This window comes from Antarcticimicrobium luteum, assembly GCF_004358185.1.
Lineage (GTDB): Bacteria > Pseudomonadota > Alphaproteobacteria > Rhodobacterales > Rhodobacteraceae > Antarcticimicrobium > Antarcticimicrobium luteum.
Map to the genome: position 1 here is coordinate 39,040 of NZ_SMUV01000060.1, position 12,653 is coordinate 51,692.

At 70.4% G+C, this 12,653-nt stretch carries 15 protein-coding genes; all 15 read left to right on the forward strand.

Going from position 1 to position 12,653, the window contains the following annotated elements:
* The first annotated feature begins 315 nt into the window (after positions 1–315).
* On the forward strand, positions 316–1,509 hold the full coding sequence (locus tag E1832_RS08095; RefSeq protein ID WP_133359235.1) for a phage portal protein: 1,194 nt from the start codon (positions 316–318) through the stop codon (positions 1,507–1,509).
* Positions 1,502–1,732 (forward strand): GTA head formation protein, RCAP_rcc01685 family, encoded by a 231-nt coding sequence (locus tag E1832_RS08100; RefSeq protein WP_133359236.1) that lies wholly within the window; start codon positions 1,502–1,504, stop codon positions 1,730–1,732. The genes E1832_RS08095 and E1832_RS08100 overlap by 8 nt, the downstream gene beginning before the upstream one ends.
* 50 nt (positions 1,733–1,782) lie before the next feature.
* Positions 1,783–2,385: an HK97 family phage prohead protease gene (locus tag E1832_RS08105; protein ID WP_133359237.1), complete on the forward strand. Its 603-nt coding sequence runs from the start codon at positions 1,783–1,785 to the stop codon at positions 2,383–2,385.
* Positions 2,382–3,563, forward strand: coding sequence for a phage major capsid protein (locus tag E1832_RS08110; protein ID WP_133359238.1), 1,182 nt, complete (start codon positions 2,382–2,384; stop codon positions 3,561–3,563). The genes E1832_RS08105 and E1832_RS08110 overlap by 4 nt, the downstream gene beginning before the upstream one ends.
* A gap of 175 nt (positions 3,564–3,738) precedes the next feature.
* A complete protein-coding gene (locus E1832_RS08115) occupies positions 3,739–4,350 on the forward strand; it encodes a head-tail connector protein (protein WP_133359239.1) in 612 nt (203 codons plus the stop codon).
* Complete coding sequence (locus E1832_RS08120) at positions 4,347–4,685, forward strand: phage head closure protein (protein WP_133359240.1); 339 nt, start codon at positions 4,347–4,349, stop codon at positions 4,683–4,685. Before E1832_RS08115 ends, E1832_RS08120 begins: the two co-directional genes overlap by 4 nt.
* Positions 4,682–5,095 (forward strand): DUF3168 domain-containing protein, encoded by a 414-nt coding sequence (locus E1832_RS08125; protein ID WP_133359241.1) that lies wholly within the window; start codon positions 4,682–4,684, stop codon positions 5,093–5,095. The genes E1832_RS08120 and E1832_RS08125 overlap by 4 nt, the downstream gene beginning before the upstream one ends.
* Before the next feature lie 24 nt (positions 5,096–5,119).
* Complete coding sequence (locus E1832_RS08130) at positions 5,120–5,533, forward strand: phage major tail protein, TP901-1 family (RefSeq protein WP_133359242.1); 414 nt, start codon at positions 5,120–5,122, stop codon at positions 5,531–5,533.
* 3 nt (positions 5,534–5,536) lie between these two features.
* A complete protein-coding gene (locus tag E1832_RS08135; protein WP_133359243.1) occupies positions 5,537–5,875 on the forward strand; it encodes a gene transfer agent family protein in 339 nt (112 codons plus the stop codon).
* Positions 5,872–6,078 carry a rcc01693 family protein gene (locus E1832_RS08140; RefSeq protein WP_133359244.1) on the forward strand — a complete coding sequence of 69 codons (207 nt, stop codon included), beginning with the start codon at positions 5,872–5,874 and terminating at the stop codon, positions 6,076–6,078. The genes E1832_RS08135 and E1832_RS08140 overlap by 4 nt, the downstream gene beginning before the upstream one ends.
* The gene (locus E1832_RS08145; RefSeq protein ID WP_133359245.1) at positions 6,068–6,727 is read left to right on the forward strand and encodes a phage tail tape measure protein; all 660 of its coding nucleotides are present in this window, start codon (positions 6,068–6,070) and stop codon (positions 6,725–6,727) included. The genes E1832_RS08140 and E1832_RS08145 overlap by 11 nt, the downstream gene beginning before the upstream one ends.
* Before the next feature lie 15 nt (positions 6,728–6,742).
* Complete coding sequence (locus E1832_RS08150; RefSeq protein WP_133359246.1) at positions 6,743–7,375, forward strand: DUF2460 domain-containing protein; 633 nt, start codon at positions 6,743–6,745, stop codon at positions 7,373–7,375.
* Positions 7,372–8,265: a DUF2163 domain-containing protein gene (locus E1832_RS08155; protein ID WP_245513902.1), complete on the forward strand. Its 894-nt coding sequence runs from the start codon at positions 7,372–7,374 to the stop codon at positions 8,263–8,265. Before E1832_RS08150 ends, E1832_RS08155 begins: the two co-directional genes overlap by 4 nt.
* A 20-nt stretch (positions 8,266–8,285) precedes the next feature.
* Positions 8,286–8,720 carry an NlpC/P60 family protein gene (locus E1832_RS08160; RefSeq protein ID WP_245513904.1) on the forward strand — a complete coding sequence of 145 codons (435 nt, stop codon included), beginning with the start codon at positions 8,286–8,288 and terminating at the stop codon, positions 8,718–8,720.
* Entirely contained in the window at positions 8,720–12,649 is a 3,930-nt protein-coding gene (locus E1832_RS08165) for a baseplate multidomain protein megatron (RefSeq protein ID WP_133359248.1), read from the forward strand. Before E1832_RS08160 ends, E1832_RS08165 begins: the two co-directional genes overlap by 1 nt.
* Positions 12,650–12,653: the final 4 nt, after the last annotated feature.

The window sequence follows — 12,653 nt, forward strand, 5'->3', positions numbered from 1 at the left end:
GAGCCGCGCGGGCGTCGGACCGTGGGGCGGCGCAGCAACCACTGATCGGCGCGCTTTACCCCTGCCAAAACCACACGAGATCCGATCGGCGTGCCTCCGTTGACCAAGCGCCGGTCTGCGGGGACGGCCCGGCGCTTGCGCGACGGCCTGCGGCCTTGAGACCGCGCAGGGGGGAATTGGCTCGAAAAGGGGGCGAGAGGGCTGTTGCGCAGACTCCGTACGCCGCGTTTCCGGCTTCTTCTCAAACCGCTGTCATAACCGCCTCGACCAAGCCGCCGGAGCCGTCCGGCATGGCGGAGAGAGGAGCATCGCACCATGGCATTCGATTTCCTGCGGCGCGGCAAAGAGCAGGCGGCGCCCGAGCGCAAGGCCAGCGCCACCGGGCCGGTGGTGGCCTGGCACAGCGCCGGCCGCGTCGCCTGGAGCCCGCGCGACAGCGGCTCGCTGACCCGCACGGGTTTCATGGGCAACCCTGTGGGCTATCGCGCGGTCAAGATGATTGCCGAGGCCGCCGCGGCGCTGCCGCTGGTGCTGCAGGACCGGGACCGGCGGTTCGATGTTCATCCGCTGCTGGCGCTGATCCAGCGGCCGAATCCGGCGCAGGGGCGGGCGGAACTGCTGGAGGCGCTTTTCGCCCAGCTTCTGCTGTCGGGGAACGCCTATGTGGAGGCGGTGCCGTCGGCGCCCGATGCGGCGGAGGCGCTGCCGCAGGAGCTGCATGTGCTGCGCTCGGACCGAATGCGGGTGGTGCCGGGGGCGGACGGCTGGCCGATGGCCTATGAATACGCGGTGGGCGCGCGCAAGCACCGGTTCGATGCGGCCGGGCCGGTGTCGCCCATCTGTCACATCCGCAACCACCATCCGCAGGACGACCATTATGGTTTCGCCCCGATGCAGGCGGCGGCGACGGCGGTGGATGTGCACAACAGCGCCTCGCGCTGGTCGAAATCGCTTCTGGACAATGCCGCCCGGCCCTCGGGCGCGCTGGTCTGGCGCGGCGACGGGCAGGGAGGGATGGGCGAGGATCAGTTCCGGCGGCTGTCCGAGGAGATCGAGGAGAATTACCGCGGCGCCCGCAATGCCGGGCGGCCGATGGTGCTGGAGGGCGGTCTGGACTGGAAACCGATGGGGTTCTCGCCCAGCGACATGGAGTTCCAGAAAACCAAGGAGGCCGCCGCGCGCGAGATCGCGCTGGCCTTTGGCGTGCCGCCGATGCTGCTGGGGATTCCGGGGGACGCCACCTATGCCAATTACCAGGAGGCGAACCGGGCGTTCTACCGGCTGACGGTGCTGCCGCTGGCGGCCCGCGTGGTGGCGCGGCTGTCGGACTGGCTGGCGGGATATTCCGGCGCGGCGGTGGAGCTGAAGCCGGACCTGGATCAGATCCCGGCGCTGGCGGCCGAGCGCGAGGCGCAGTGGAGCCGGGTGGCGCGGGCCGGCTTTCTGAGCGCGGCGGAAAAGCGGGCGCTGCTGGGGCTGCCGCCGCGGGAGGCGGGGGCGGATGATTGACCGGGGACCGGGAGAGGCGCCGTTCGATTGTGTTCCGGGGCTGAGGCTGGCGGCGCACGAGCGGGTAAGCGCGATCCATCACGACAACATCTGCCGCCGGCTGGAGCGGCTGGACCAGGCGATGGAACGGCTGGAGCGGCGGCTGTGGCTGACGGTCTACGGGGTGGTGGCGATGATCCTGGCGCAGGCGCTGCAATCGGTGCTGGCGGCGGCGGGCGGCTGAGCCGGGCGGCCGAGGAGGACACGGGCGCGGGGCAATCAGAGGAGAGCAAGATGGAGCAGGGCAGGAGCCTTGAGACCGGGCTGGAGACCAAGTTCGCGCGCTTCGGCGACGGGCTGCAGGTCAGCGACGAGGCGGAGATCGCGGGCTATGCCAGCCTGTTCGACCGCCCCGATCAGAGCGGCGATGTGGTTGCCAGGGGGGCCTATTCCGCCGCGCTCAGGGCGATGGCGGCGCAGGGCCGGACGGTCAAACTGCTGTGGCAGCACGATCCGGCGCAGCCGATCGGCGTCTGGGAGGAGCTGCGCGAGGATGAGCGCGGCCTCTGGGTCAAGGGGCGGCTGTTGCAGGGCACCCAGCGCGGGCGCGAGGCCGCCGCGCTGGTGGCCGCCGGCGCGCTGGACGGGTTGTCGATCGGCTATCGCACCAGGCGGGCAGAGCGGCGCGCCGAGGGCGGGCGGCTGTTGACCGAGCTGGAGCTCTGGGAGGTGTCGCTGGTCACCTTTCCGATGCTGAGCGGCGCGCGGGTGGCGGCCAAGGGCGCCGGGGCCGACAGCACCCTGCGGGAATTGGCGGCGGTCCTGCGGGACGCGCGGCATGAGCTGGCGCAGCGCGAGCGCGCCAAAATCAAACCGGAGAACAGGACAAGCAGATGAGCGAAACGACGCCACCGGCGCAGGCCGGGACCGAGGCGCCCCTGATGCGCGAGGTAAAGCATGAGATGGCAGGCTTTCTTCGCGAAGTCAGTGGGTTTCGAGATGAAATTCAAGCGAAACTTCAACAAACGGAAGAGCGAATGACCATGCTGGATCGGAAATCTCACGCGGCGGCGCGCCCGCCGCTGGCGGCAGCGGCCGAACCTGCGGCCCCCCATCGCAAGGCGTTCAACGCCTATCTGCGCTGTGGCGACGACGACGCGCTGCGCGTGCTGGAGCTGGAGGGCAAGGCGATGTCCACCGCCGTCAACAGCGACGGCGGCTATCTGGTCGATCCGCAGACGGCGGAGGCGGTGCAGTCGGTGCTGCAGGCGACCGCCTCGATCCGCGCCGTGGCCGCGGTGGTGCATGTGGAGGCGACCTCTTACGACGTGCTGGTCGATCACACCGAGCTGGGCGCCGGCTGGGCGACCGAGACCGGGTCGGTGACCGAGACCGCCACACCGCAGATCGACCGCATCACCATCCCGCTGCATGAGCTGAGCGCGCTGCCGAAGGCGAGCCAGCGGCTGCTGGATGACAGCGCCTTTGACATCGAAGGCTGGCTGGCTGGCCGCATCGCCGAGAAATTCGCGCGGGCCGAGGCCGACGCCTTTATCAACGGCGACGGGATCGACAAGCCGACCGGGTTCATGACCCATACCAAACTCGACAACGACGCCTGGTCCTGGGGCAATCTGGGCTATGTGGCCACCGGCGCCGCCGGCAGCCTGCCCGACGCCGATCCGATCGTCGATCTGGTCTATGCGCTGGGGGCGCAGTACCGCGCGAACGCCAGCTTTGTGATGAATTCCAAGACCGCGGGCATCCTGCGCAAGATGAAGGATGCCGATGGCCGTTTCCTGTGGTCGGACGGATTGGCGGCGGGGGAACCGGCGCGGCTGATGGGCTATCCGGTGCTGGTGGCCGAGGACATGCCGGATGTGGCCAGCGATGCCTTTGCGGTGGCCTTCGGCGATTTCCGCGCCGGCTACACGGTGGCCGAACGCCCGGATCTGCGGGTGCTGCGCGACCCGTTCAGCGCCAAGCCGCATGTGCTGTTCTACGCCACCAAGCGCGTCGGCGGCGACGTGAGCGATTTCGCCGCGATCAAGCTGCTGAAATTCGGCATCGCGTAACGCGGGGCCGGATCGCGGGGCCGGATTGCCGGCGCCGTGGCGGGCGCGTGCCGGGATAACCCCTCGTGTTGTCTAGCTGCTCCCCTCCGTCCGAGCGACACGGGGGCACGGTGCGCGTCCGCGCAGGGGGCCGCAGCAGGTCCGGAAACATGGCCTGGAACATCGGAGAGAGCGAATGATGTTGAGCGAAGAGACCGCGATTGCGGAGGCCGCACTGCCGGTGGTGCAGTTTCGATCGCATCTGCGGCTGGGCAGCGGGTTCGGAGAGGACGGGTTGCAGGACGATCTGTTGAAGGGATTTCTGCGTGCGGCCATCGCGGCGATTGAGGCGCGCACCGGCAAGGTGCTGATTTCGCGGGACTTCAGCTGGATCGTTTATGACTGGACGGAGTCCGGCGGCGCACGGCTGCCGGTGGCGCCGGTTTCCGCGGTGACCGCGTTCGTGCTGGTGGATCGGGATGCGGTGGAGGTGGCGGTGGCCGCCGACCGCTATTGGCTGGAGCAGGACGCGCAGCGCCCGGTGCTGCGGCCCGCGGGCACGGTGTTGCCGATGATTCCGGCGGGCGGGCATGCACGCATCGCGCTCACCGCCGGGATGGCGGCGGACTGGGGCGGCCTGCCCGCGGATCTGGGCCAGGCGGTGCTGCTCTTGGCGGCGCATTATTACGAATACCGGGACGAGACCGCGCTGGGGCCCGGCTGCATGCCGTTTGGCGTCAGCAGCCTGATCGACCGCTATCGCACGCTGCGGCTGAGCACGCGACCGGGCTCGGGGACCGTGCGATGAGCGTGCCGGTCTTGAGCCGGCGGCTGGTGCTGGAGGCGCCGGTGCGGGTGCCCGACGGCGCCGGCGGCACCATCGAGAGCTGGACCAGCCTGGGCGCTCTCTGGGCCGATGTGCGGCCGCGCAGCGGACGGGAGCGGGCCGAGGCCGGCGCGTCGGTGTCGGCCATGGGGTATCGCATCGTGGTGCGCGGCGCGCCGGCCGGATCGGTGCAGCGGCCCAGGCCGGAGCAGCGGTTTCGGGATGGCGCGCGGCTCTACCTGATCCGCGCGGTGGCCGAATATGATCCGGCAGGGCGGTTTCTGAGCTGTCTCGCCAACGAGGAGGTGGCGGCATGAGCTATGCGATGTCCGGTCCCTTGCAGGCGGCGGTCTATCAGCTGCTGGCGGCGGATCCGGCGCTGACGGCGGTGGTGGGCGGCGCGATTTACGACGGGCTTCCGGCGGGGCCGCTGCCCGAGACCTATGTGAACCTCGGCCCCGAGGTGGTGCGCGACCGGTCCGACCGGGAGGGGGCCGGGGCGCTGCACCGGTTGACCATCTCGGTGATCAGCGAGGCGCCGGGTTTTGCCGCGGCCAAGGCGGCGGCGGCGGCGATCGGCGACGTGCTGGTGGATGCGACGCCGGCGCTGAGCCGGGGCCGCGTTGTGGGGATCTGGTTCGAGCGCGCCCGGGCGCGGCGGACCGGCAGCGCCGGACAGATCCGGCGCATCGATCTGAATTTCCGCGCCCGCGTCGAAGACGTGTAGGCGGGCCATAGCAGGAGACGGCAAATGGGTGCCCAGAACGGCAAGGATCTGTTGATCAAGGTGGACATGACCGGTGACGGGCTGTTCGAGACCATCGCGGGGCTGCGCGCGACGCGGGTCAGTTTCAACGCCGAGAGCGTGGATGTGACCAGCCTGGAGAGCCAGGGCGGCTGGCGCGAGCTGTTGTCCGGGGCGGGGGTGAAATCGGCCGCCATTTCGGGGGCGGGCGTGTTCAAGGACGCCGGCACGGACGAGCGCGCGCGGCAGTTGTTCTTTGACGGCGAGGTGCCGGATTTTCAGGTGATCATCCCCGATTTCGGCATCGTCGAGGGGCCGTTTCAGGTGACCGCGCTGGAATATGCCGGCAGTCATGACGGCGAGGCCACCTATGAGATGTCGATGGAGAGCGCCGGCGTGCTGGTGTTCACGGCGGTCTGAGCCATGGCGAACCCCTGGGCGGGCGAGGTGGCGCTGGTGATCGGCGGCGAGCGGCGGCTGCTGAAGCTGACGCTGGGCGCGCTGGCGGAGCTGGAGGAGCGCCTGGGCGAAGACACGTTGGTGGCGCTGGTCGAGCGGTTCGAGGGCGGGCGGTTTTCCAGCCGCGATCTGCTGGCGCTGATCGGCGCCGGGCTGCGCGGCGGCGGCGCCGATCTGGGGCCGGAGGATCTGCTGCGGGCCGAGATCGAGGGCGGGCCGCTGGCGGCGGCGCGGGCGGCGGCGGAGCTGTTGGCGCGCGCCTTCACCGTGCCGGGGCCGGGGCCGGACTTGGGCGGCGGATGAGCGGGATCGACTGGCCGGTACTGATGCGGGCCGGGATCCAGGGGCTGCGGCTGCGCCCCGCGGAGTTCTGGCATCTGACGCCGGCCGAGCTGGCGCTGATGCTGGGACAGGGTCAGGGCCGGGCGCCGATGACGCGGGCGGGGCTGGAGGCGCTGTTGGCGCAATGGCCGGACGCGGAGAAGGGAGACGAGGATGGTGGATAGCACGGGCGCGGAGGATCTGGGCGCGGCGGTCGACGGGTTGGAGGCGGGCTTTGGCGCCGCCGCCGACATGGCGGCAACATTCGAGAGCGAGCTGATGCGGATGCGCAGCGCGCTGGCGGCGACCGGACGGGATGTGGCGGTGCTGGAGCGCGGGTTTTCGCGCGGGCTGCGGCGGGCCTTCGACGGCGTGGTGTTCGACGGCAGGAGCCTGTCGGAGGCGCTGGACGGTTTGGCGCGCAGCATGGTGCAGACCACCTATTCCGCCGCGGTTCGTCCGGTGACCGATCATTTCGGCGAGCTGCTGGGCAGCGGCGTGCGCAGTCTTGTCGAGGGGTTGTTGCCCTTCGCGGCGGGGGCGGGGTTCGCGCAGGGGCGGGTGATGCCCTTTGCCAGCGGTGGCGTGGTGCGGAACGCCACGCTGTTCCCGATGCGCGGCGGCGCCGGGCTGATGGGCGAGGCGGGGCCGGAGGCGATCCTGCCGCTGGCGCGGGGCGCGGACGGGCGGCTGGGGGTGCGCGCCGGCGGTGGGCGCAGCGTGAATGTGGTGATGAATGTGACCACGCCGGATGTGGCCGGGTTCCAGCGCAGCCGCGGCCAGGTCGTGGCACAGATGCGGCGGGCTCTGGCGCAGGGCACGCGCAACCTCTGACGCGGGGAGAGGACGATGAATTTTCACGAGGTGCGGTTTCCCGCCTCACTGAGCTTTGGCTCGGTGGGCGGGCCGGAGCGGCGGACCGATATCGTCACGCTGGCCAACGGGTTCGAGGAGCGCAACACGCCCTGGGCGCATGCGCGGCGGCGTTACGATGCGGGGTTGGGGATGCGCTCGCTCGATGATGTCGAGGTGCTGATCGCGTTTTTCGAGGCGCGGCAGGGGCAGATGTACGGGTTCCGCTGGAAGGACTGGTCCGATTACAAATCCGGTCGCGCCCGCGCCGATCTGCGGTTCGACGATCAGGTGATCGCGCGGGGCGACGGGGCGACGCGGGTGTTTCAGCTGATGAAAACCTATCGCTCGGGCGATCACAGCTATGCGCGGCCGATCACCAAGCCGGTGGCGGGTACGGTGCGGGTGGGGCTGGAGCAGGACGAGATGCAGGAGACGGTGGATTACACCGTGGACACCGCGACCGGACTGATCAGCTTTGCCCATCCGCCGGGGGAGGATCTGGCGGTGACCGCGGGGTACGAGTTCGACGTGCCGGTGCGGTTCGACACCGACCGCATCCAGACCAGCGTGGCCAGTTTCCAGGCCGGCGATGTGCCGACCGTGCCGGTGGTGGAGGTGCGGGTATGACCACGGATGCGATGAGCGACGCCTTTCGCGCCCATGTGGCGAGTGGGGTGACGACGCTGTGTCGTTGCTGGGCGCTGACCCGCTCTGACGGGATGCAATACGGGTTCACCGATCACGACCGGACGCTGAACTTCGACGGTCTCAGCTTCAGGGCCGAGACCGGGCTGTCGGCGCAGGCGCTGCAACAGGCGACGGGGCTGGCGGTGGACAATACCGAGGCGATCGGCGCGCTGAGCGATGCGGGGCTCAGAGAAGACGAGATCGAGGCCGGGCGGTTCGACGGCGCCGAGTTGCGCGCCTGGCTGGTGAACTGGGCCGATGTTTCGGTGCGCTGGTTGCAGTTTCGCGGCACGCTGGGCGAGATCCGGCGCGGCGGCGGGGCGTTTCGCGCCGATCTGCGCGGGCTGACCCAGGCGCTGAACCGGCCCTTGGGGCGGATCTATCAGAAGGCCTGCACGGCGGTATTGGGCGATGGCGGCTGCCGGTTCGATCTGGCGGCACCCGGTTACGCCGAGGAGCGGGCCGCGGCGGCGGTGGAGGACGCGCGCGTGTTTCGCTGGGACGATTTGGCGGGGTTCGAGCCGGGCTGGTTCGCGCGCGGCCGGCTGGAGGTGCTGAGCGGCGCGGCGGCCGGGCTCTGGGGGCTGATCAAGGCTGATGAGACCGAGGCGGCGGCGCGGCGGATCGAGTTGTGGGAGCCGCTGCGCGCCGGCGTGGCCTCCGGCGATCTGCTGCGGCTTGAGGCGGGCTGCGACAAGCGGATGGAAACCTGCCGGCTGAAGTTCAACAACCTGCTGAACTTTCGGGGCTTTCCCGACATTCCGGGCGAGGATTGGGTGGTGGCGGTGCCGAAATCGACCAAACCCAACACCGGGGGCAGCCTGCGGTGAGGGGGGCCCGGAGGGATGTTGTGGCGTCCGCGCGCGGCTGGATCGGCACCCCCTATCGCCATCAGGCGGCGACCAGGGGCGCCGGCGCCGATTGCCTCGGGCTGGTGCGCGGGGTCTGGCGCGAGCTGTGCGGGGCGGAGCCGGTCACGGTGCCGGCCTATACCATGGACTGGTCCGAGCCGCAGGGGGAGGAGCGGCTCTGGGCGGCGGCCCGCTGTCATCTGATCGAGGTCTGCGGCCCGCCGGTTGCGGGGGACGTGCTGCTGTTCCGGATGCGCGCGGGCGCGGTGGCCAAGCATCTGGGCATTCTGGCCGAGGCAGGGTCTGCGGCCAGTTTCGTGCACGCCTATGCCGGGCGCGGCGTGGTGGAAAGCCCGCTGAGCGCGCCCTGGGCGCGGCGGGTGGTTGCGCGGTTTGCATTTCCGAAGGGTGACAGGGTCAGGGAGGGGCGCTGATGGCGACGATACTTTTGTCCGCGGCGGGGGCGGCGATCGGCGGCTCGGTCGGCGGTACGCTGGCGGGGCTGTCCTCGGTCGCGATCGGCCGCGCGGTGGGGGCAACCCTGGGCCGGATGATCGACGAGCGGCTTCTGGGGCTGGGCGCCGCTCCGGTGGAGACGGGAAAGGTGGACCGGTTCCGCCTGATGCAGGCGGGCGAGGGCGAGCCGATCCCGCAGGTCTATGGCCGGATGCGGCTGGGCGGTCAGGTGATCTGGGCGTCGGATTTTCAGGAGAGCGCGACGACAAGGGGCGGCAAAGGCGGCGCGCCCTCGGCCAAGGTCACGGAATACAGCTATTCGGTGTCGCTGGCGGTGGCGCTTTGCGAGGGGGAGGTTCTCAGTGTCGGTCGGGTCTGGGCCGATGGCGAGGAGGTGGCGCGGTCTGATCTGAACATGCGGGTCTATCCGGGCAGCGCCGATCAGCTGCCCGATCCGTTGATCGAGGCGATCGAGGGCGCGGGCATGGTGCCGGCCTATCGCGGCACCGCCTATGTGGTGATGGAGGATGTCGACCTGGCGCCCTACGGCAACCGGGTGCCGCAACTGTCCTTTGAGGTGCTGCGGGCGGATCAGCCGGGGACCGGCCACTATGACCATGACCCGGCGCAGCTGGTGCGGGGCGTGGCGCTGATCCCCGGAACGGGGGAATATGCGCTGGCGACCACGCCGGTCCATTACAGCAACGGGCCGGGCAGCCGCTGGGCGGCGAACCAGGTCACGCCCTCGGGGCTGGCGGATTTCCCGCGCGCCTTCGAACAGCTCACCGAGGAGTTGCCGGGGTGCGATGCGGTTTCGCTGGTGGTGTCCTGGTTCGGCGGCGATCTGCGCTGCGGCCATTGCCGGATCGAGCCCAAGGTCGAGCACAAGGAGGCCGAGGGCGAGAACATGGTCTGGCAGGTCGCCGGGGTGACGCGGGCGGCGGCCGGGCAGATCGCGCAGGTGGAGGGGCGGCCGGTCTATGGCGGCACCCCGGCGGATGCGGCGGTGGTCGAGGCGATTCGGCACATGCGCGACGCCGGGCGGCGGGTGATGTTCTATCCCTTTGTCCTGATGGACCAGATGACGGGCAACGGTCTGCCAGACCCCTGGACCGGGGCGGCGGATCAGCCGCATCTGCCCTGGCGCGGGCGGATCACCCTGTCCGTGGCACCGGGGCAGGCCGTCAGCCCGGATGGCACCGCGGCGGCTGACGCGGAGGTTTCGGCCTTCATGGGGACTGCCACGGCGGCGGATTTTACCGTCGGCGACGGAGTGGTGACCTACAGCGGACCGGAGGAATGGGGGCTGCGGCGGTTCATCCTGCATTACGCGGCGCTTTGCGCGGCGGCCGGGGGCGTGGCGGCCTTTTGCATCGGGTCGGAGCTGCGCGGACTGACCCAGATCCGGGGCGCGACCGGCTTTCCGGTGGTCGCGGCGCTGCGTGATCTGGCGGGCGAGGTGCGCGCGCTGCTGGGGCCGGAGGTCGAGCTGGGCTATGCCGCCGACTGGTCGGAATATTTCGGCTATCAGCCCGAGGACGGCAGCGGCGACCGCTATTTCCACCTGGACCCGCTCTGGGCCGATCCGCAGATCGATTTCATCGGCATCGACAACTACATGCCGCTGTCCGACTGGCGCCAGGGAGAGGATCATCTGGATGCGCAAGCCGGCTGGGAGAGCATTTATGACCCGGCCTATCTCGACGCCAATGTGGAGGGCGGCGAAGGCTACGACTGGTATTACCATTCCGATGAGGCCCGGGCGGCGCAGATCCGCACGCCGATCACCGATGGCGCGCATGCGGAGCCTTGGGTCTGGCGCTTCAAGGATCTGCGCGGCTGGTGGGAGAACGATCATCACGAGCGGATCGGCGGCGTACGGCAGGCCATGGCCACCGCCTGGGAGCCGCAGATGAAACCGATCTGGTTCACCGAGCTGGGGTGCGCCGCGATCGACAAGGGCACCAACCAGCCGAACAAGTTCCTCGATCCGAAATCCTCGGAATCCAGGCTGCCGAGATATTCCACCGGGCGGCGCGACGATCTGATCCAGCTTTGCTATCTGCGGGCGCAACTGGGGCATTGGGCGGAGGCGGCGAACAATCCGGTCTCGGAGGTCTATGGCGCGCCGATGCTGGATCTGGCGAACGCCTATGTCTGGGCCTGGGACGCGCGGCCGTTCCCGGCCTTTCCCAACCGCGCCGACCTGTGGAGCGATGGCGACAATTACATGCGTGGGCACTGGCTGAACGGGCGCATGGGCGCGCGCAGGCTTGCCTCGGTGATCGAGGAGCTGTGCGCCCGCGCCGGGCTGAGCGCGATCGACACCGCGCGGGTGCATGACATCGTGCGCGGCTATCGCGTCGACCGGATCGACGACGTGCGCGCCGCGCTGCAACCGCTGATGCTGTGCTATGGCCTGGATGCGGTTGAGCGCGACGGGCTGCTGCGGTTCCTGCCACGTGACGGGCGCGCAGGGGAGAGCGTGGACGGCGACCGCCTGGCCGAAAGCGGAGAGGTCGACGGGCTGGTCGAACTCGCCCGCGTGCCCGAGGCGGAACTGGCCGGGCGGGTGCAGGTCCGGTTCGTCGAATGGGGGGGCGATCACGATGTGACCGCCGAACAGGCGGTGCTGGCCGATGACGCCACCCACGCGGTGGCGGTGACCGACCTGCCGCTGGCCCTGACCCGGAGCGAGGGGCGCGCGGTGGCCGAACGCTGGCTGACCGAGGCGCGGGTGGCCCGCGACAGCGCGCGCTTTGCGCTGCCGCCGTCGCGCATGGCGCTGGGCGCGGGCGATGTGGTCCGGCTGCCGGGCGAGGGGGCGGCGGGCGGCGCGCTCTACCGGATCGACCGGGTCGAGCAGACCGAGGCGCAGCTGATCGAGGCGGTGCGGATCGAGCCGGCGGTCTATACGCCCTCGGAGCCGGTGGGCGGGCCGCCCTCGGCGCGGGCCTTTGCCGCACCGGTGCCGGTGCTGCCGCTGTTTATGGATCTGCCGCTGATCTCTGGCGACGAGGTGCCCCATGCGCCGCATCTGGCGGTGACGGCCACCCCATGGCCGGGAACGGTGGCGGTCTATGCCTCGGCGCTGGACGAGAATTACGAGTTGGACGAGATCATCGCCGCCCGGTCCGTGATCGGGGTGACCGAAACGCCGATGGCCGCGGCGCGGCCCGGATTCTGGGACGAGGGGGCGCCGTTGCAGGTACGGTTGCTGAACGGCGCGCTGGAGAGCCGCGATGCGCTGGCGGTACTGAACGGGGCCAATCTGGCCGCGATCGGCGACGGCAGCAGCGGCAACTGGGAGCTTATACAGTTCCGCGGAGCCGAACTGGTGGATGCCGATACCTATCTGCTGACCGGCCGGTTGCGCGGGCAGGCGGGCAGCGACGGGGTGATGCCCGACATATGGCCGCCCGGCTCCTGGCTGGTGCTGCTGGACAGGCGGCCGGTGCAGACCGGGCTGACCCCGGCGCAGCGGCGGGTAGCGCGGCACTACCGGATCGGTCCGGGGCGGCGGGGCTATGATGACCCGTCCTATCAGCATCTGGTCGAGGCCTTCGACGGCAACGGGCTGCGCCCCTACGCGCCCTGTCATCTGGAGGTGACCCGGGACGAGACCGGCGCCTATACGGCCGGCTGGATCCGGCGCACACGGGAGGTTGGCGGCAGCGACTGGGCGCTGGACGAGGTGCCGCTGGCAGAGGAGCGCGAGGCCTATCTGCTGCGGGTGATGCAGGGGGCGGTGCTGTTGCGCGAAGAGACCGTGAGCACACCGGCCTGGGCCTATGGTGCGGCGGCGCAGGCGGCGGACGGGTTGTCCCCGCCGGCGGTCCTGGAGGTGGCGCAGATCTCGGCCCGCTACGGGCCGGGGCCGTTTGCCCGGGTCGCGCTGCCGGAATAATCCG

What these genes read in the sequence shown, in the direction of transcription:
- E1832_RS08095 (WP_133359235.1), top strand. Translation starts at nt 316, where the DNA reads ATGGCATTCGATTTCCTGCGGCGCGGCAAAGAGCAGGCGGCGCCCGAG.
- E1832_RS08100 (WP_133359236.1), top strand. Translation starts at nt 1,502, where the DNA reads ATGATTGACCGGGGACCGGGAGAGGCGCCGTTCGATTGTGTTCCGGGG.
- E1832_RS08105 (WP_133359237.1), top strand. Translation starts at nt 1,783, where the DNA reads ATGGAGCAGGGCAGGAGCCTTGAGACCGGGCTGGAGACCAAGTTCGCG.
- E1832_RS08110 (WP_133359238.1), top strand. Translation starts at nt 2,382, where the DNA reads ATGAGCGAAACGACGCCACCGGCGCAGGCCGGGACCGAGGCGCCCCTG.
- E1832_RS08115 (WP_133359239.1), top strand. Translation starts at nt 3,739, where the DNA reads ATGATGTTGAGCGAAGAGACCGCGATTGCGGAGGCCGCACTGCCGGTG.
- E1832_RS08120 (WP_133359240.1), top strand. Translation starts at nt 4,347, where the DNA reads ATGAGCGTGCCGGTCTTGAGCCGGCGGCTGGTGCTGGAGGCGCCGGTG.
- E1832_RS08125 (WP_133359241.1), top strand. Translation starts at nt 4,682, where the DNA reads ATGAGCTATGCGATGTCCGGTCCCTTGCAGGCGGCGGTCTATCAGCTG.
- E1832_RS08130 (WP_133359242.1), top strand. Translation starts at nt 5,120, where the DNA reads ATGGGTGCCCAGAACGGCAAGGATCTGTTGATCAAGGTGGACATGACC.
- E1832_RS08135 (WP_133359243.1), top strand. Translation starts at nt 5,537, where the DNA reads ATGGCGAACCCCTGGGCGGGCGAGGTGGCGCTGGTGATCGGCGGCGAG.
- E1832_RS08140 (WP_133359244.1), top strand. Translation starts at nt 5,872, where the DNA reads ATGAGCGGGATCGACTGGCCGGTACTGATGCGGGCCGGGATCCAGGGG.
- E1832_RS08145 (WP_133359245.1), top strand. Translation starts at nt 6,068, where the DNA reads ATGGTGGATAGCACGGGCGCGGAGGATCTGGGCGCGGCGGTCGACGGG.
- E1832_RS08150 (WP_133359246.1), top strand. Translation starts at nt 6,743, where the DNA reads ATGAATTTTCACGAGGTGCGGTTTCCCGCCTCACTGAGCTTTGGCTCG.
- E1832_RS08155 (WP_245513902.1), top strand. Translation starts at nt 7,372, where the DNA reads ATGACCACGGATGCGATGAGCGACGCCTTTCGCGCCCATGTGGCGAGT.
- E1832_RS08165 (WP_133359248.1), top strand. Translation starts at nt 8,720, where the DNA reads ATGGCGACGATACTTTTGTCCGCGGCGGGGGCGGCGATCGGCGGCTCG.